16 protein-coding genes are annotated in these 17964 nt (G+C 50.5%); 7 read left to right on the top strand and 9 right to left on the bottom strand.

The features are described 5' to 3' along the window. Positions 1-52: 52 nt before the first annotated feature. Entirely contained in the window at positions 53-307 is a 255-nt protein-coding gene (locus tag FHS77_RS05670; RefSeq protein ID WP_184221171.1) for a tautomerase family protein, read from the bottom strand. A 151-nt stretch (positions 308-458) separates the two neighbouring features. Here FHS77_RS05670 and FHS77_RS05665 point away from each other — a divergent pair, with 151 nt between their 5' ends. Continuing rightward, the gene (locus FHS77_RS05665) at positions 459-1862 is read left to right on the top strand and encodes an MATE family efflux transporter (protein ID WP_184221169.1); all 1404 of its coding nucleotides are present in this window, start codon (positions 459-461) and stop codon (positions 1860-1862) included. A gap of 63 nt (positions 1863-1925) precedes the next feature. On the opposite strand, the gene FHS77_RS05660 is transcribed toward FHS77_RS05665, so the two are convergent. The 7 genes from FHS77_RS05660 to FHS77_RS05630 form a co-directional block, all read right to left on the bottom strand. Next, positions 1926-2630 carry a class I SAM-dependent methyltransferase gene (locus FHS77_RS05660; protein ID WP_184221167.1) on the bottom strand — a complete coding sequence of 235 codons (705 nt, stop codon included), beginning with the start codon at positions 2628-2630 and terminating at the stop codon, positions 1926-1928. 113 nt (positions 2631-2743) lie between these two features. After that, entirely contained in the window at positions 2744-4708 is a 1965-nt protein-coding gene (locus FHS77_RS05655) for a 3-hydroxyacyl-CoA dehydrogenase NAD-binding domain-containing protein (protein ID WP_184221165.1), read from the bottom strand. 24 nt (positions 4709-4732) lie between these two features. Next, positions 4733-5128 (bottom strand): RidA family protein, encoded by a 396-nt coding sequence (locus FHS77_RS05650; RefSeq protein ID WP_184221163.1) that lies wholly within the window; start codon positions 5126-5128, stop codon positions 4733-4735. A gap of 72 nt (positions 5129-5200) precedes the next feature. Next, positions 5201-6370, bottom strand: a complete 1170-nt coding sequence (locus FHS77_RS05645; protein WP_184221161.1) for an acyl-CoA dehydrogenase family protein — start codon at positions 6368-6370, stop codon at positions 5201-5203. Between the two features lie 4 nt (positions 6371-6374). Continuing rightward, positions 6375-7238, bottom strand: a complete 864-nt coding sequence (locus FHS77_RS05640; RefSeq protein ID WP_374786205.1) for an enoyl-CoA hydratase family protein — start codon at positions 7236-7238, stop codon at positions 6375-6377. A gap of 2 nt (positions 7239-7240) precedes the next feature. Continuing rightward, entirely contained in the window at positions 7241-8023 is a 783-nt protein-coding gene (locus FHS77_RS05635) for an SDR family NAD(P)-dependent oxidoreductase (RefSeq protein WP_184221159.1), read from the bottom strand. A 14-nt stretch (positions 8024-8037) separates the two neighbouring features. Beyond that, positions 8038-10347, bottom strand: a complete 2310-nt coding sequence (locus FHS77_RS05630; protein WP_184221157.1) for a bifunctional salicylyl-CoA 5-hydroxylase/oxidoreductase — start codon at positions 10345-10347, stop codon at positions 8038-8040. Positions 10348-10711: 364 nt separating this feature from the next. On the opposite strand from FHS77_RS05630, the gene guaB reads away from it, so the two are divergent. Continuing rightward, positions 10712-12202 carry an IMP dehydrogenase gene (gene guaB / locus FHS77_RS05625; protein WP_184221155.1) on the top strand — a complete coding sequence of 497 codons (1491 nt, stop codon included), beginning with the start codon at positions 10712-10714 and terminating at the stop codon, positions 12200-12202. Between the two features lie 65 nt (positions 12203-12267). Here guaB and FHS77_RS05620 read toward each other — a convergent pair whose 3' ends face one another. Beyond that, positions 12268-13203 (bottom strand): hydrogen peroxide-inducible genes activator, encoded by a 936-nt coding sequence (locus tag FHS77_RS05620; protein ID WP_184221153.1) that lies wholly within the window; start codon positions 13201-13203, stop codon positions 12268-12270. Positions 13204-13376: 173 nt separating this feature from the next. Between FHS77_RS05620 and katA the strand changes: the two genes are divergently transcribed. The 5 genes from katA (at position 13377) to FHS77_RS05595 (ending at position 17933) form a co-directional block, all read left to right on the top strand. Continuing rightward, positions 13377-14876, top strand: a complete 1500-nt coding sequence (gene katA / locus FHS77_RS05615; protein ID WP_184221151.1) for a catalase KatA — start codon at positions 13377-13379, stop codon at positions 14874-14876. A gap of 254 nt (positions 14877-15130) precedes the next feature. Then, entirely contained in the window at positions 15131-15304 is a 174-nt protein-coding gene (locus FHS77_RS05610) for a hypothetical protein (protein ID WP_184221149.1), read from the top strand. A 17-nt stretch (positions 15305-15321) separates the two neighbouring features. Then, complete coding sequence (locus tag FHS77_RS05605; RefSeq protein WP_246431235.1) at positions 15322-15927, top strand: disulfide bond formation protein B; 606 nt, start codon at positions 15322-15324, stop codon at positions 15925-15927. 144 nt (positions 15928-16071) lie between these two features. Then, positions 16072-17358 carry an RsmB/NOP family class I SAM-dependent RNA methyltransferase gene (locus tag FHS77_RS05600; RefSeq protein ID WP_184221147.1) on the top strand — a complete coding sequence of 429 codons (1287 nt, stop codon included), beginning with the start codon at positions 16072-16074 and terminating at the stop codon, positions 17356-17358. Between the two features lie 119 nt (positions 17359-17477). Continuing rightward, on the top strand, positions 17478-17933 hold the full coding sequence (locus FHS77_RS05595) for a PaaI family thioesterase (protein ID WP_184221145.1): 456 nt from the start codon (positions 17478-17480) through the stop codon (positions 17931-17933). The last annotated feature ends 31 nt before the right edge of the window (positions 17934-17964 follow it).

The raw sequence follows: 17964 nt of genomic DNA, 5'->3' as shown, positions 1-17964 counted from the left end.
AATGATCAAACACCCCTGTTTTACTCAAAACAGGGGTGTTTTTATTGGGCGATTATTTTTTGGAGTACGGTACGCCGCCGACAACCCAATCTGCCTTTTCCACTTCATCAAAAATAATGGTGATGGCTTCGGGTTTATTGTTCCAGACCCGCTCGAAGCTTTTTGTTATCTCTTGTGCGAGCTCATGTTTTTTCTCGTCACTACGACCAGATAACATGGAGATTCTAACTAATGGCATTGTGCATTCCTGCCTGATATATGGTAATCCGTAATGCAGATAAATAGTGTTCTGATGCTTTATTAGCATGAGAAAATTTAAACGCTGTGTTGATTATCTCAATGGCTCTGATAACGGTTAGGTTCTGAAGATTTATCAGTCCTTTGATGAACATTTTTTATAATGGCATTGCTCACCTGTAAATCGCAATTTGTGAGGTACAGTGCCGGAGGCCGTCTGCATGACAACATCAGGAATGCCCGTAAGTGGCACTGCTCGCTGGCGCGCTGAATTTATCGGCGCGATGAAACTTGGCTGGCCACTTATCCTCACCAATTTGTCGCAAGCAGCTCTCACCGCAACGGACGTCATTCTGATCGGCCGTTTGGGGCCGGATACTTTGGCTTCGGCGGTGCTTTCCACCAGCTTTTACCACACCACCATGATTTTCTGCATGGGGCTTGTCACGGCCGTTATGCCGATGGTGGCGATCACTTTGGGTAAAAACAGACATTCGGTGCGCGAAGTTCGCCGCACTGTGCGTCAGGGTTTGTGGACAGCCATCATGATCTGTGTGCCGTTTTGGATCATGTTGTGGAATGCGGAACATATTTTTATAGCCCTTGGTCAGCGCCACGATGTAGCAGCACGCTCGATCGAGTTGATGCACACGCTGCAATGGGCATTGCTGCCTTATCTTGGCTACATCGTGCTGCGCTCGTTTTTGGCAGCACTGGAAAAGCCGCTCTGGACATTGTTGATTGCAATGATGGCGATTGCCTTTAACGCGCTTGCGGCATGGAGTTTGATTTTTGGCCATTTTGGCCTGCCGGAACTGGGCTTGCGCGGGGCTGGCATTGCCACCACCATGTCCAGCTGGATGATGTTTTTCGGGTTGGCGCTGGTGATTGTCACCCATAAGAAGTTCCGTCGTTATGCCATGTTTGGTCGTTTTTGGCGACCTGACTGGCCACGCTTGCTGGAGCTGTGGCGCTTGGGGCTGCCGATGGGGCTGACCTTCGTGTTTGAATCCTCGATCTTCTATGCGGCTGTTTTGATGATGGGTAAAATTGGCCCGACATCGCTGGCTGCCCATGCGGTTGCGATGCAGATTGCAAGTTTGAGCTTTATGGTGCCGCTTGGTTTCGGGCAGGTGGCGACAGTGCGCGTCGGGCGCGCCTATGGGGCGCGGGATGCCAAGGGGCTCTATTATGCCGGTTGGAGTGCTTATATTTTAGGCATCGGCTTTATGGCTTTGATGGCGCTGCTGATGACGATTATGCCTAATTTCTTTATCAGTGCTTTCTTGAACTTGCATGATCCGGTCAATGTGGATGTGATACCTTTAGCGGCATCTTTCTTGGTTTTGGCAGCGGTGTTCCAGATTTTTGACGGCGGGCAGGTGGTTGCGGCCGGTATGTTGCGCGGGCTTCAAGATACGCGCATTCCGATGTTTCTGGCATTGCTGGGCTATTGGGGTATTGGTTTGCCGCTGGGGGCAGCACTTGCTTTCTGGGCAGACTGGAAAGGTATCGGTATCTGGGTAGGGCTGGCCGCAGGTCTGGCGATGGTTGCTGTTTTAATGACGCAGCGCTGGATACGGCGGCTTGAAAGTGAAACGAACCGGTTGAGCCAGCTTGGTTGAATTAAAAAACGCCACCAGAGATTGATCTGGTGGCGTTTTTTTAATGTTCTTTAGTGTCTGGAATTAGCCGCGAATAGCCATGATGGATTTTGCCATACCGGCAATCATTTCATATTCAATCTTGGCATCAGGAAATAGTTCTTTGACTTGTTTTCTGTCCAGCAGCCGGATGGATTCCACATGCGAACGTGCTTCTTCAACACTTTCCATGCGCGGGAAAAAGCCAAGACGCATTTTGGTCATCAGCCAGACACGAACCGAAACCGGCAGCCAATGGAAACCGATAAAGCGGAAATGCGGCTCATAGGCAAACCAATAGTTTGGTGTTTGCATATAATAACGCTTGCCCAGCCGGCGGGTATTCTCGGCAAAACGGGTGATGGCATCCCAGTCGCCCACATGCTCAATCACCGAATTTGAATGAACGATGTCAAAACTCTGGCCGGCAAACAAATCCGGCGCTGTTGCATCGCCTATCATAAAAGTGAAAAGATCAGTGTTCTTTTCTTCCTGTTTTTCAGGATTGATCAGGGTGAAATGCAAACGGTCGCGATATTGATTGATGAAGTCTTCACCGATCAGCCAATATTTTTCCGATCCGCCGAGATCAAGAATTTCGACTTTCTCTTTTTCAGCCAGTGCTGCTTCAATTAATTGTCGGATATGTGCAAAGCGCTTGGCACGAAATGAAAATTCAAGGCTTTTGCGATCCTTATACGGGTCGCGGGATTGAGCTTCCCCTTCAGGCAGTTGCGCATTATTGGCCATGATATGATCCCTGTATCGGCTGAAATAGAATTATTTCATCCAATAAAGCATAAAAGTAAACGTGCAATGAGTGAGTTTGTCACTTGGGACAGAAAACTGTTTAAAGCATGATTTTAATTCAACATGCCGCCTGCAAACATTGGCCCGCCTTTATGGGCAGGAAAACCGTAGCCATTGATCATCACCAGATCAATGTCGCTGGCACTGGCTGCAATTTTGTTTTGCATTAGCAGATTGCCTTGGGTTTGCATCGCTTGCAACAGACGCTGCTGTATTTGCTCTTTGGTGAAACTTTGCGGTGTGATGTTTTTTTCACGGCGCGCAGCATCAATGAGTTCCGTGACGACCGGATCAATCTCGCGTTTGCCATTTACATATTGATACCAGCCAAGACCGGATTTTTGGCCAAAGCGACCAAGCTCGCAAAGCTGATCGGCAATTTTGACATAGCGCAATTGCGGATCACGGTTAAGCGCCTCACGCTTGCGCTTTGCCCAGGCGATTTCCAGACCGGCCATGTCGTAAACGGCAAAGAGACCCATGGCAAAACCATAGTCTTCCAAGGCCGCATCAATCTCATGCGGGTAGGCGCCGTCTTCCAGCAAAAACTCTGCCTCACGCCGATAGGCTGAGAAAATGCTGTTGCCGATAAAACCTTCAACCACACCACTTAAAATCGGTAGTTTCTTAAGTTTGTTGGCGACTGCAAAGCCACTGGCAACAGCCTCAAGGCTTGAATATTGGGTGTGAATGACTTCCACCAACCGCATGATATGGGCTGGCGAAAAGAAATGCATGCCGATAACGCGCTGCGGATAAAGTGTGGCGGCGGCAATTTCATTCGGGTTTAAATAGCTGGTATTGGTGGCAAGGATGGCACTGGCACGAACAATCTGATCAAGTGCCTGAAATAGTTTTACCTTGACGTTAAAATCATCAAACACCGCTTCAATGACAAGATCAGCTACGCCCAAACTTTCCAGACTTCCGGCAATGGTCAGCGCTTTTTTCTGACGCTCAAAGGCATCTGTATTCAAACGGCCGGATTGCAGGTTTTTCTCCAAAATGCTCAAGATGTGCTGATGTCCGGCGAGCGCTGCTTCTTCTGTTTGTTCAACACCGATCACCTGATAACCGGCATTCAGTGCTGAGACGATAATACCGGAGCCCATCAGCCCCATACCCACAACACCTAAAATTTTAATATCTTTCGGGCTCACACCTTCCAGCATTGCTGGTTTTTTAGCGCTACGCTCCGCAAAAAAAACATGGCGCAGTGCTTTGGCTTCATCACTGTCGCGTAATTGCAGGAATATTTGACGCTCTTGGCTCAAGCCTTGGCTTAAATCTAGCTGTTGGCTGAGTTCCACCAGCTCAACTGCCTTTAATGGCGCATTTTGCCCGCGGCTTTTACGCAAAATAGCGGTTTTAATATTTGCGAATTTTTGTGCATCATAGTGCGGTGTTACGCGCTTTGCGGCTGGTTTGAGGCTTGCATTTTTTGCGCGGGTTATCAGCGTATCTTCATCAGCAAGTTCATCAATCAGTTGGATTTCCAAGCTTTCAGCGCTTTTGAGCGTGCGGCCGGTGCCGATCATATCAAGTGCTAGGTCAGCAGCAATAAGGCGCGGCAGCCTTTGCGTGCCGCCTGCGCCGGGCACCAGCCCGAGCTTCACCTCCGGCATCCCAAAACTGCTTCTTCCACTGGCCACACGGCCATGACAGGCAATGGCGATTTCAGCCCCGCCGCCCAAAGCTGCCCCATTGACGGCGGCAATGATGGTTTTGTTAAAACCTGCCAGCCGCTCAGTCACTTGCGGGAGAGTTGGTTCGGTGACGGGTTGTCCAAATTCTTTAATATCGGCACCGGCAACAAATGTGCTGCCAGCGCCGGATATTACAACACCCTGAACGGCGTCTGATGTTTCAATCCAATCCAGAGCTACCATTAACCCTTGTCGCACCGAGGCGCTGATTGCGTTAACCGGCGGGTTGTTGATGGTAATCAGCATGACATGATCTTCAACTATCGCGCTGATCGTATCGGAAAATTGTGTGCTTGAATGGGAGCTCGTCATCAGGCAGCCTTTCGTCAATTTGGCTTACTCAGGAATAACCGCAGTTGCCTGAATTTCGATTTTCGCGCGGTCTTCAATGAGCGCCACCACCTGCATGGCGGCCATGGCCGGAAAGTTTTTGCCGATCACGTCGCGATAGGCCTGGCCAATGCCTTTCATATTCTCGAGATATTCTTTCTTGTCGATAAAATACCATGTCATCGAGGTCAGATGTTCAGGCCCTGCACCGGCCACTGCCAATACATCGACGATATTTTGCAATGTCTGGCGTACTTGACCGACAAAATCATCGGTTTCAAATTCGCATTGACCGTTCCAGCCGATTTGTCCGCCGACAAAAATGGTGCGTCCCTTGGCTTCGATGCCATTGGCATAGCCGATTGGTGCTGCCCAACCTTCAGGTTGCAAGATTTTTTTCATATCTACTCCGGATAAATTAAGAGCCTTCACGGCCAAGGATTGGTCGGCGCTCATGCGAGCAGGTTTTTAGTTCTAAGCTTTCATCAATTCGCGGGCGATGATGAGCTTTTGCACCTCCGTCGCCCCTTCATAAATGCGCAAAGCGCGTATTTCGCGATAGAGGCTCTCAACCACTTCGCCCCGTGCGACACCGCGCCCGCCAAACATCTGTACGGCGCGGTCAATCACCTGTTGTGCCATTTCAGAAGCCTGCATTTTTGCCATTGCCGCTTCACGCGTGGTGGGGAGTCTTTGCACATCGCGCCGCCATGCCGCGCGATAGGTGAGGAGGGCTGCCGCATCAATGTCGGTTGCCATATCGCCCAGCGCTGCTTGGGTGAGCTGTAAATCGATGAGTTTCGCGCCAAACATATTGCGGTTTTTGGCGTGGTTAAGCGCTTCATCCAAGGCACGGCGGGCAAAGCCCAATGAGGCAGCAGCAACAGACGCACGGAAAATATCGAGCGTGCGCATGGCAATTTTAAAGCCTTCACCGGCATTGCCCAGCAATCGATTAGCCGGAATGCGGCAATTGTCAAAACGGATGGTTGCTAATGGGTGCGGAGCAATCACATCAATGCGTTTGGTAATCGAAAAACCCGGATCCGTGGCATAGACGACGAAAGCTGAAATGCCTCTTGTGCCCGGTGCTTCGCCGGTTCTGGCAAAAAGCGTATAGACATCGGCGATGCCGCCGTTAGAAATCCATGTTTTTTCGCCGTTCAGCACATAGTAGTCGCCTTCGCGGGTGGCGGCGCACTGCATGGCTGCAACATCAGAGCCAGCCTCATCTTCCGAGAGTGCAAAGCCCGCAATCCATTCGCCGCTGGTGACTTTTGGTAAGACGTCCTGTTTCAATTGATCTGAACCGGCAAGGCCGATAGCGCCGGTGCCAAGTCCTTGCATGGCAAAAGCAAAATCCGCCAAGCCATCATGCCAGGCCAATGTTTCGCGTGCCAGACAGACAGCGCGTGAATCAATTTCAGCCTTCCCTGCATTGCCTGTCGCAATGGCTAAAAGCCCGGCTTCGCCAAGTTGTCTCACCAGTTTACGGCAGCTATTGTCGGTATCTTCATGATTGACATGATCAAACGCGCCACTGGTGGCAAAGCTATGCAGTTGCGCATGAATAGCCTTATGGCTCTCATTAAAAAACGGCCATTCTAAATGGTCAGTCGAAGGGGAAAGGCTGGTTTTATCCATTGCCTTAATTTCCTTCAAAACTAGGTCGTTGCTTATTGGCAAAAGCTTCAAAGGCGCGGGTAAAATCCTGTGTGGCCATGCAGATGGCTTGCGCCTGAGCTTCGGCTTCCAGCAATTCATTCAGGCCCATCGACCATTCCTGATTGAGCATGTTTTTGGTCATGCCATGGGCAAACCACGGGCCGTCAGCAATGGTGCGGGCAAGCTTTTCAGCCGCTGCATCCAGCTCTGCTTGTGCATGAAGCGCATTGTAAAAGCCCCATGTTTCGCCCTCCGTCGCGCTCATTGAGCGTCCGGTATAAAGCAGTTCGGCGGCGCGTCCCTGACCAATCAGCCGCGGCAAAATTCCGCAAGCGCCCATGTCCGCACCGGCCAGACCAACACGGGTAAACAGAAATGCGGTTTTGGCCTCAGGGGTGGCGAGACGCAAGTCTGCGGCCATAGCAAGTATCGCACCGGCACCGGCACAAACACCATCAACAGCGGCAATAATTTGCTGCGGGCAATTGCGCATTGCTTTGACGAGGTCGCCGGTCATGCGGGTAAAGGCTAGGAGGTCTGGCATGGTCATTTTGGTCAGCGGTTCGATGATTTCAAACACATCACCGCCGGAACAGAAATTGCCACCCGATCCCTTTAAAATAACCGTGCGAATGTCACTGGCATAGACAAGATCACGAAACAGATCGCGCATCTCGGCATAGCTTTCAAAAGTCAGCGGGTTTTTGCGCTCCGGCCGGTTAAGGGTCAATGTCGCCACGCGACCATCATCACTTACCGACCACAGAAAATGCTTAGCCTTATAGTCTTTAAAAGGCTTTTGCATCGCGGCCATACTGCTTTGCCCCATACTGTTTAGTGAGCCCATGATTATATTTCTCCTCCCGAGACGCTGATGGCTTGTCCGTTGACGGAGCCGCTGGCAGGGCTCGCAAGCCATAAAACACAATTGGCAACTTCCTGCGGCTGAATAAGGCGGCCTTGCGGATTGGTTTGGGTAAATGTTGCCAAGGCTTCTTGCGGGCTGCGCCCAGTTTTATTGACGATATTTTCAATTGATTGCTGAATAAGCGGCGTGTCGGTAAAGCCGGGGCAAACTGCATTGACGGTGATGCCGGTTTTGGCAAGTTCTTGTGCTAATGCGCGGGTCAGGCCGATAACGCCGTGTTTGGCTGCGCAATAGCCCGACACATAACTATAGCCTTTAAGCCCTGCGGTGGAGGCAATGTTGATAAGCCTTGCCCCTTCGCCATAGTGTTTTAAATCCGGCAGCACAGCACGCGACAGCCGGAAAACACTGGTCAGATTAACCGCAATTATTTCGTCCCATTGCTCATCGCTCATCTTTTCAAAAGGAGCGGTGGGCGCTTGTCCGGCATTGTTGATAAGAATGGAAATAGCACCAAACTGGTCGCGAGCTTTTGTAAGTCCCGCACCGATGGAGGCAGCAGAGGTCACATCAAAATTGCCAAGTGCAAAACTGTTTTCGCCCAATTCTTGTGCCAGCTTTTGCAGTGGCTCGCTGCGGCGTCCGGCAAGCGTTACCCTGGCACCAGCCGCGTGAAGCTGGCGTGCAATTTCTTCACCGATGCCCGAACCGGCACCGGTGATCAGTGCATGATGGCCGTTCAGCATGGCTTCACCTTTTTGCATGACATTTCCTGTTGTTATTTTTGCGCCGCCGCTCGTTCAAGATTGGCTTCATACTGATATTTGGCCGAGTGATATTGCTTCGGCCAAGGAATGTTTTTGATGCCGATTTTGGCTGCTTCATGCAAAATCCATGCATTATCGGCCAGATGCGGACGCGCTACCGCACAAAGATCGGCACGCCCTGCTGCCAGAATGGAATTGGCGTGATCGGCTTCGGAAATCGCACCGACAGCAATAGTCGGAATGCCCACTTCATTGCGGATTTTGTCAGAGAATGGCGTCTGGAACAGACGGCCATAGACCGGCTTTCCCGCCTTTGATGTCTGACCGGAGGAGCAGTCGATCATATCCGCACCGGCGTCTTTGAACATTTTCGCAAAGATTGCAGCATCATCCGGTGTGTTGCCGCCTTCCACCCAGTCATGGCAGGAAAGGCGCACGGAAATCGGCTTGTCTTCCGGCCAATTGGCACGCACAGCCTCAAACACTTCCAGCGGATAGCGGGCACGGTTTTCATGGCTGCCGCCATATTCATCGTCACGAATATTAGTCAGCGGCGACAGGAAGCTTGCCAGCAAATAACCGTGCGCAACGTGCAGCTCCAACCAGTCAGCACCGGTTGCGGCGGCTCGTTTGGTGGCGGCGATAAAGTCGGCTTTTACGCGGTCCATATCGGCGCGATCCATCGCCTTTGGTGTCACGCCATGTGTGAGATAAGGCATTGCCGAAGCGGAATAGAGCGGCCAGCCACCACTTTCCAAGGGTTGGTCAATGCCCTCCCACGCCACTTTAGTAGCGCCTTTGCGCCCTGCATGGCCAAGCTGAATGCCGACCTTGGCCGAACTGTTTTGATGGATGAAATTGACTAAGCGTTTCCAGCCTTCGGTCTGTTCGTCATTCCACAGCCCCAGACATCCCGGCGTGATGCGGGCATCGGGTGATACGCAGGTCATTTCGGCAAAAATCAACCCCGCGCCACCAATGGCACGGCTGCCTAAATGCACCATGTGAAAGTCATTAATCAGGCCATCTTCCGCTGAATACATTGCCATCGGCGACATGACGATGCGGTTTGGCAGTGTTGTGCCTCGCATCGTATAAGGCGTAAACATCGGCGGCAGCGCGCGCTCATCCGTCACGGCAAGCCCTGCATGCTTTGCAAACCAACGCTCGTAATTTTCCAGCCATGTGGCATCGCGCAGACGCAGGTTTTCATGGCTGATGCGCTGCGAGCGGGTCAGCATAGAATACATGAACTGTTCCGGTTCCAGTACATCGGCATAACGGTGGCCGACCACTTCAAACCATTCCATCGCATTGCGTGCCGCATTTTGAATACGTGCCACATCAACGCGGCGGATTTCTTCGTAATCTTCCAGTACTGCCGGAATATGGCTTTTGTCATGACCGTGAATTTCAAACTGACGGGTCAGTTCAATCGCATCATCTATGGCAAGTTTTGTGCCTGAGCCAATGGCAAAATGCGCGGTATGTGCCGCATCACCCATTAGCACTACATGCGACTGACCGTTGAAATGGCTCCATTTTTCGCAGATCAGCCGGTTGAAATTGAGCCATGCCGAGCCGCGCAAATGGCGGGCATTGCTTTTAAGTGATGCGCCTTCAAGCACTTCAGCAAACAGGTCTTCACAAAAATGGATGGCCTGATCCTGATCCATTTTGTCAAAACCGGAAGCCTGATAGGTATCCTCGGTGGTTTCGATAATGAATGTCGAGGTCTGGTCGTCAAACTTATAAATATGCGCCTGAAACCAGCCGTGATCGGTTTTACGGAAATCAAAGGTAAAGGCATCATAGAGTTTGTCAGTGCCAAGCCAGATAAAGCGGTTTGGCCGTTTCAGCATATCCGGCTTGAAAATATCGACATAATGATTGCGGATTTTAGAATTTACGCCGTCACTGGCAATGATCAGATCTGCATCGGGATAATCAAGGTCACTGTTAACCTCGGTTTCAAAAATCAGCTCGACGCCCAGTTCCTCACAGCGGCGCTGCAAAATATTAAGCAGCTTTTTGCGGCCGATACCAACAAAGCCGTGGCCGGATGTGCGCTGTCTGGTGCCTTTGAAAAGCACCTCAATATCGTCCCAATGGTTGAAAGCATCCTGAATTTCATTGGCGCTTTTCGTGTCCCATTCCTGCATGGATTCCATGGTCGCGTCAGAAAACACCACGCCCCAGCCGAATGTGTCATAGGGGCGGTTGCGCTCAACCACACGAATATGATGTTCGGGGTGCAGTTTCTTCATCAAAAGTGCAAAATACAGCCCTGCCGGACCACCGCCGATGCAGACGATACGCATGATATGTTCCCTTTTGTGCCGCACCGATCTACGCCGGTTTTGGAAATAGTTTATGCTTAAAGTATTGGGCGGGAATGTTCCCACGTCAAGCGCCATTTTTAAAATTCATTGCCGTTTAAAAAAATAAAAGGCAGTTGCTGGCACCAGGTCACGCCGATATGCACGGATTTCTCGGGGAATTTTCACAAAATCGGGAGTTACAACAAATAGTTTTTATTCTTGACTTTTCATTTTGCCATATTCGTGTTACCAGCCCGTGCCAATCCAAGGAAAAATACTTGAGAATGTGCTGCTCTGCCCCCCATGGTTGTTTAACCTCCCAATGTTAGACCGAGCAGCCTTTTGTTATTTAAAGGAACTGGCAATGGCAAAAATTATTGAAACGCCTACAGGACATTTAGCCCTTACATTTGATGATGTGCTGCTGCAGCCGGGTCACTCGGAAGTGATGCCGGGTCAGACAGATCTGCGCACAATTATTGCCGGTGATATTGAACTGAACCTGCCGCTGCTTTCAGCTGCGATGGATACCGTAACCGAATCACGTCTGGCCATTGCGATGGCACAGGCTGGCGGTATCGGCGTTATTCACCGTAACCTGACACCGGAACGTCAGGCTGAAGAAGTTCGCCGCGTCAAGAAGTTTGAATCCGGTATGGTTATCAATCCGGTTACTATCGGCCCGGATGCAACTTTGGCTGAAGCACAGGCTTTGATGGCATCTTATCACATTTCCGGTATTCCGGTTGTTGAAGGCACAAGCGGTACACCAGGCCGTTTGGTTGGTATCCTGACCCACCGTGATGTGCGTTTTGCTTCCAACCCTGATCAGAAAATTCATGAGCTGATGACCCATGAAAACCTGATCACTGTGCGTGAAAATGTAGATCAGGAAGAAGCCAAGCGTCTTCTGCACCAACATCGTATTGAAAAACTGCTGGTTGTTGATGATGCCGGCCGTTGCGTTGGTCTGATCACTGTTAAAGACATCGAAAAAACCCAGCTGAATCCGAATGCTGCTAAAGATGCGCAGGGTCGTCTTCGTGCGGCTGCTGCTACCAGCGTTGGTGAAGATGGTTTTGAACGCGCCGAGCGTCTGATCGATGCCGGTGTTGATCTGTTGGTTGTTGATACAGCCCACGGTCACTCACAGCGCGTTCTCGATGCAGTGACCCGCATCAAAAAACTCTCCAGCGGTGTTCGCATTCTCGCCGGTAACGTCGCAACTGCTGGCGGTACACTGGCATTGATTGATGCAGGTGCCGATGCTGTTAAAGTTGGTATCGGACCAGGCTCCATCTGCACCACCCGTATTGTTGCAGGTGTTGGCGTTCCGCAGCTTTCAGCCATTATGTCGGCTGTTGAAGTGGCACAAAAGCATAATATTCCGGTGATCGCTGACGGCGGTATCAAGTTCTCCGGCGATTTCGCCAAAGCACTGGCCGCTGGTGCGGTTGCTGCCATGGCTGGTTCGCTGCTGGCTGGTACAGAAGAAAGCCCGGGCGAAGTTTACCTGCATCAGGGTCGTTCATTCAAAGCTTACCGCGGCATGGGCTCGGTTGGTGCAATGGCTCGCGGTTCTGCTGACCGTTATTTCCAGGCGGAAGTACGTGACGAGCTGAAGCTGGTGCCGGAAGGTATTGAAGGTCAGGTTGCTTATAAAGGCCCTGTCGGCAATGTGCTGCATCAGCTTGCTGGTGGTTTGCGTGCATCGATGGGCTATGTGGGTGCGAAAAACTTGGCTGAATTCCGCGAAAAGGCAACTTTCGTGCGCATTTCCAATGCAGGCTTACGTGAAAGCCATTCCCATGGTGTAACCATCACCCGTGAAAGCCCGAACTATCCAAGCGCATAATCAGCTTGTTTGATTGTTGAATTTAAAAAGCCCGCCTCTTCAGGCGGGCTTTTTTTATGTCTTCTCTATGGTGTTTGTGAGAGGGCTTGCAGCTCCTGATCTGTCACTTTGAGCTGCGCGACCGTTTGTGCAATACATTGGGAAAGTGCCATGAAATCAGCGCGGCGCAAACTTTGGCGGCGCCATAACATACCGATTTCGCGGGATGGCTGCTCACCTTCAAACGGGATAATCCGCATTTTCATGTGAGAGGCTTCGGCGCGAACGGCAATTTCAGGAATAAGCGTCAGTCCCATGCCGTGGCTGACCATTTGCAGCAAAGTGGTCATGCTGGTGGCGCCATATTTCACCAATTGGCGCTGGTGCGGCTTGGTGCAAAATTCCAATGCCTGATCACGCAGGCAATGGCCTTCTTCCAACAGCAACAGGCGGTCAAGTGCGACCCGATCCTGTGTCATGGGCCCGTCAAGAATATCGGTATCATTGCTGGCGGTAGCAATCAGAAAGCGGTCATTAAAAAGCGGCGTATGTGCCAAACGATCATCTTCAATAGGAAGCGCTGCTACAACCGCATCCAGTTCGCCATTGTTGAGATCTTCCAGCAAGCGCGCCGTCATTGCTTCGCGTAGTTCAAGCCGGAATTGCGGATATTTATCCCGTAGTAACGGGATCAGCAGCGGCACAATATAAGGTGCGATGGTCGGGATAATGCCAAGCCGCATCCGCGTGCTGAGCAAGCCCTTATTAATCGCGGTAATATCTTCAAGCGCCTGAATATCCAGCAAAATGGCCTGAATGCGCGGGCGCAATATTTGCCCCAGTTCCGTGATGATCACGCTTCTTTGAGTGCGCTCAAAAAGCGGCGCACCGGCGAGATCTTCCATTTCGGCGATCTGCGCTGAGAGGGCTGGCTGCGAAACATGCACTGTTTCGGCAGCTTTGCGGAAGTGCAGGGTGGTGGCGAGCGCCTCGAAATAGCGCATTTGTCTGACTGTAAACATGATAAGAAAATGCTATCAATGTTTCATGAAAATGCAATTAGAAATTATTATAAGAAGAGTTCTAAATTGGCTTTATCAAACAGCGCGTCTGTGAGAGACTTGAAAAGATAGGCGTGCCTTTTAGCCCTCATCAGGGGCATTTCCATGTTTATATCAAAAGGGAGAGACCATTTATGACCGATCGCCCGATTATGACCACAACCGGTGGCGCAGCTGTTCCAGACAATCAGAATTCATTGACCGCCGGTGAGCGCGGGCCCGTTTTGATGCAGGATTATCAGCTGATTGAAAAGCTGGCACATCAAAACCGTGAGCGTATTCCTGAACGTGCTGTTCACGCTAAAGGCTGGGGCGCACATGGCACGCTGACCATTACCGGCGACATTTCCAAATATACCAAGGCAGCCGTGTTACAGCCGGGCACAGTCACTCCGATGCTGGCGCGTTTTTCAACTGTTGCCGGTGAGCACGGAGCAGCGGATGCCGAGCGCGACGTGCGTGGCTTTGCGTTGAAATTTTATACACCGGAAGGCAATTGGGATCTGGTTGGCAATAATACGCCGGTATTTTTCGTGCGTGATCCGATCAAATTCCCTGACTTTATTCATACGCAAAAGCGTCACCCGAAAACCAATTTGCGCTCAGCCACCGCCATGTGGGATTTCTGGTCACTGTCACCGGAAAGCCTGCATCAGGTAACAATCCTGATGTCTGACCGTGGTCTGCCGACCGATGTGCGCCACATCAATGGTTATGGTTCGCACACTTATTCTTTCTGGAATGACGCGGGCGAGCGCTACTGGGTGAAATTCCACTTTAAAACCATGCAGGGCCACAAACATTGGACCAATATGGAAGCTGAGCATGTCGTGGGTAAAACCCGTGAATCGACACAGGAAGATCTCTACGGCTCCATCGAAAAGGGCGAATTCCCGCGTTGGAAAGTTCAGGTGCAGATTATGCCTGAAGCGGATGCCGATAAGACAGCTTATAACCCGTTTGATCTGACTAAAGTCTGGCCGCATGCGGATTATCCGCCGATTGATATTGGTGTGATGGAGCTGAACCGCAATCCGGAAAACTATTTTGCGGAAGTTGAAAATGCAGCCTTTTCACCATCCAATATTGTGCCGGGCATCAGCTATTCGCCGGATAAAATGTTGCAGGCGCGCTTGTTCTCTTATGCGGATGCGCATCGCCACCGTTTGGGCACGCATTATGAGCATATTCCGGTCAATCAGCCGAAATGCCCTGTGCATCACTATCACCGCGATGGCCAGATGAATACATTTGGCGGTATCGCAACCGGCAACCCGGATGCTTATTATGAGCCGAATTCGTTTAATGGTCCGGTTGAGCAGCCTGCTGCTAAAGAGCCGCCGTTGAAAATTAGTGGTGATGCTGACCGTTACAATCACCGCATCGGTAATGATGATTATTCACAGCCGCGCGCTTTGTTTAATCTCTTCAATGATGGTGAAAAAGCACGTCTGTTTTCCAATATTGCTGCGGCAATGGGCGGCGTACCGGCTTTCATCATTGAGCGTCAGCTTGGGCATTTCAAGCTGATCCATCAAGATTATGAGGCGGGTGTGCGCAAAGCTCTCCACGAAGCGCATGGATATGATGCCAATACGATTTCCAATGAGGAAAAAGCAGGCATTAACGGCTGAAGGCAACAATGATTTGTTTTATTGAAGGAGGGGGCAACCCCTCCTTTTTTATATTGATTATATCGATGTATATTATTCTGATTTTAACTGGTTAATTGAAATTTTCTATTTTGAAATATTAATCAATATTTATTTAAATATCTTTATTGTTTGTGTTCTTTTGAATTTGTATTCAATGTTCGTGTAATTTTATTGTTGTTTGAATCATCTTGATTGTGCAGTCGCTTTTGATTCTGCGTTGAGGGGCGAATAAGATGATGCTGCTTTTGTTTTTTCTGATGATGCTCGCACTTGGTTTTAATTGGTTTGGCTACCGGACATTGTCGCTGGCTTTTGTCACTTCATGCTTGGTTGTCGCGATAAAGGAATTTTTGTGGGAAATACACAGTGCTGATTATGGCTACAGCATGCCCTGGCTTCAGTTGTGATGTGGGAGCCAGTGACGATGAGTATTTTTAAAACAGATAATCAAAATAGTGCCTATCAACAGCATCAATGGACAGCGCTTCATTTCTTGTATTTGCTGGGCATGATGTTTGTTCTTGCATCTATTTTAACGGCTGCGATGATATTGCAATATGGCTTTAATGAATTGCCATGTCCGCTTTGTTTGTTGCAACGCCTTGCCATGTTGGGTGTGTGTTTTGGTGTGATGCTGCAATTTCGATACGGCCTCACTTTCCGTTATGCGGGCATTAGTCTGCTGTTTGCAGTTTTTTTGCTGATCGTTTCGGTGCGGCAGACTTTGCTGGATATTTATGTCCGTCCGGGGCACGATTATGTCGGCAGCGCTGTTTTGGGGCTGCATATGCCGGTATGGTCGGTTCTCATTGCGCTCGCGCTCATACTGGCTACGTCTTTGCAAATGATAGTATGGGGCGGTGTGCACTATCGCAGCAATGCCAAGATCAAGGCTTTTCCGTTACTGTATAAGGCAGCATTTGTTTTAAGTCTTTATGTGCTGCTGATCGCAGCCGTTAATACCGCTTCTGTTCTGGTGCAATGTGGTACAGGTCAGTGTCATACAACTGCTTATGTGCTGCTCCAATAAGTAGTCATGCTGTTACGGGTCAGCTACATGGCTGAAACTGTCTGATTGTTTTATCCTGTTTGTCTTTTATGTTGCCATTTGCTGTCGGGCATGGTTATGCGGGACGGTGAGTTTTAGTAATAAAAGGACGGCTAGGGAAAAATAATGCGGCTTGGCGGACGCCTGCAGGCGGCGATAGAAGTACTGGAAGATATTGAGGCCAAGAAACGCCCCGCTTCCGATGCTTTAAAAGATTGGGGTTCTTCGCATCGTTTTGCCGGCGCGGGGGATCGCGCTGTGATTGGCAATATTGTGTACGATGCTTTGCGCCGCAAGCTTTCGCTTGGCTGGCTGATGGGCAGCGACAGCGCATCTTCCCTTGCCTATGGCGCATTGCTGCGTGATGGCGGTTTGCCTTATGAAGATATCATGGCGGCTATCGCTAATGATAAATTCAGCCCCGTGGAATTATCAGACGATCAGCTTAAAAACTGGCAAAACAACGATATCACTAAGGCCGAAGATTATATTCAGGCTGATGTGCCCTTATGGTGTGTCGATAAATTACGCGGGACATTTGGTGATGATTGGGTGGCGCAGGCCGCAGCTTTGGCTGATCGCCCGCCGGTGGATCTGCGCGTTAATCGGCTGAAGGCGACACGCAATCAGCTCTTGCTAGCGCTGGAAGGCACAGGCGCGGCCTCTGCACCATTTCTTGATGATGCTGTTCGCATTCCGCCGATTGAGGCTTTGGGGCGCCATCCTAATGTGCAGACCGGACAGGCTTTTCAGGATGGCTGGTTCGAGGTGCAGGATTTAGGCTCGCAAATTGCAGCAAAACTTGCCAATGCCAAGGCTGGTGAGCAGGTGCTTGATTATTGCGCCGGTGCTGGCGGCAAAACCCTGTCACTGGCGGCAGCCATGGAAAATCGTGGCCAGATCCATGCGTTTGACGCAGAGGCAGCACGCCTGTCACCGATCTATGACCGTTTGCAGCGCGCTGGTGTGCGCAACACACAAGGTTATAATAAACAAGCTGATCTGGAGCCGCTCAAAGGCCAGATGGATTTGGTTTTGACCGATGCGCCTTGCACGGGTGCCGGCACATGGCGTCGCCGTCCTGATGCCAAATGGCGCCTGACCGAACAGCAACTGGAGCGCCGTGAGCAGGATCAGCAGGATGTGCTGAACAGCGCTAAACATTATCTAAAAGCTGGCGGCCGCTTTGTCTATGTGACCTGCTCGATTTTCGACAGTGAAAACAACCGGCAAATTGAGAAGTTTCTGGCTGAAAACAGCAATTTCTCGGAAGAGAAAATTGATCTCGCATCAATTGCGGGCGCTGAGTTTGGTGATGTGCAGCCGGTTTTCTTGTCCCATGGCTGTGTCTTCTCACCAAAACAAACCATGACTGACGGTTTTTATGTGGCAATTCTTAAAAAACAGGCCTGACAACAGATTATTTATTCTCGTCCACGCAAAATAGTAAAAGAATAACTGGCTTCTTTAACAATTGAGCAGCATAAATATGAAATTGTCTTATGTAGTCATGGGCGTTTCTGGGAGGGTTTATGTCGGATGCAAGAATAGCCGAGGCTGATTTTCAGCTGCGTGTTGAGGAGAGCTTCGCAAGGCAGCCGGCCTTAAAGCTGATCGGCGCGGATTTAACGCGTTGCGAGCCGGGCATTGTGGAAATCGAATTGCCGTTTCGCAATGATCTGACCCAGCAGCACGGCTATTTGCATGCGGGCATTATTTCGGCAGCACTTGATTCTGCTTGCGGTTATGCAGCATTCACGCTGATGCCAGCCGATGCCGCCGTTTTGACCATTGAGTTCAAGGTCAACTTGCTGGCACCGGGGCAGGGCGACAGGTTTTTATTCCGTGGCGAGGTAACAAAGCCTGGCCGAACCATTATGGTGAGCGATGGTCAGGCTTTTGCGGTGACCGACACCGAGGTGCGGCTGATTGCGACGATGACTGCTACCGTGATGGTGGTGCAGGATCGCAAAGGCTTGCAGGGCTGATCCGTATCCATACGGCATAAGTTAAGAGCCT

The sequence above is a fragment of the Paenochrobactrum gallinarii genome (assembly GCF_014205685.1).
GTDB classification, from domain to species: Bacteria; Pseudomonadota; Alphaproteobacteria; order Rhizobiales; family Rhizobiaceae; genus Paenochrobactrum; species Paenochrobactrum gallinarii.
This window is presented reverse-complemented; position numbering and strand designations above follow the sequence as displayed.

Bases quoted from the DNA above. Each gene is read 5' to 3' on its own strand.
- FHS77_RS05605 (WP_246431235.1), top strand. From the start codon at position 15,322: ATGAGTATTTTTAAAACAGATAATCAAAATAGTGCCTATCAACAGCAT.
- katA (WP_184221151.1), top strand. From the start codon at position 13,377: ATGACCGATCGCCCGATTATGACCACAACCGGTGGCGCAGCTGTTCCA.
- FHS77_RS05645 (WP_184221161.1), bottom strand. From the start codon at position 6,370: ATGGATAAAACCAGCCTTTCCCCTTCGACTGACCATTTAGAATGGCCG.
- FHS77_RS05595 (WP_184221145.1), top strand. From the start codon at position 17,478: ATGTCGGATGCAAGAATAGCCGAGGCTGATTTTCAGCTGCGTGTTGAG.
- FHS77_RS05600 (WP_184221147.1), top strand. From the start codon at position 16,072: ATGCGGCTTGGCGGACGCCTGCAGGCGGCGATAGAAGTACTGGAAGAT.
- FHS77_RS05650 (WP_184221163.1), bottom strand. From the start codon at position 5,128: ATGAAAAAAATCTTGCAACCTGAAGGTTGGGCAGCACCAATCGGCTAT.
- FHS77_RS05655 (WP_184221165.1), bottom strand. From the start codon at position 4,708: ATGACGAGCTCCCATTCAAGCACACAATTTTCCGATACGATCAGCGCG.
- FHS77_RS05635 (WP_184221159.1), bottom strand. From the start codon at position 8,023: ATGCAAAAAGGTGAAGCCATGCTGAACGGCCATCATGCACTGATCACC.
- FHS77_RS05640 (WP_374786205.1), bottom strand. From the start codon at position 7,238: ATGGGCTCACTAAACAGTATGGGGCAAAGCAGTATGGCCGCGATGCAA.
- FHS77_RS05620 (WP_184221153.1), bottom strand. From the start codon at position 13,203: ATGTTTACAGTCAGACAAATGCGCTATTTCGAGGCGCTCGCCACCACC.
- FHS77_RS05660 (WP_184221167.1), bottom strand. From the start codon at position 2,630: ATGGCCAATAATGCGCAACTGCCTGAAGGGGAAGCTCAATCCCGCGAC.
- guaB (WP_184221155.1), top strand. From the start codon at position 10,712: ATGGCAAAAATTATTGAAACGCCTACAGGACATTTAGCCCTTACATTT.
- FHS77_RS05670 (WP_184221171.1), bottom strand. From the start codon at position 307: ATGCTAATAAAGCATCAGAACACTATTTATCTGCATTACGGATTACCA.
- FHS77_RS05665 (WP_184221169.1), top strand. From the start codon at position 459: ATGACAACATCAGGAATGCCCGTAAGTGGCACTGCTCGCTGGCGCGCT.
- FHS77_RS05630 (WP_184221157.1), bottom strand. From the start codon at position 10,347: ATGCGTATCGTCTGCATCGGCGGTGGTCCGGCAGGGCTGTATTTTGCA.
- FHS77_RS05610 (WP_184221149.1), top strand. From the start codon at position 15,131: ATGATGCTGCTTTTGTTTTTTCTGATGATGCTCGCACTTGGTTTTAAT.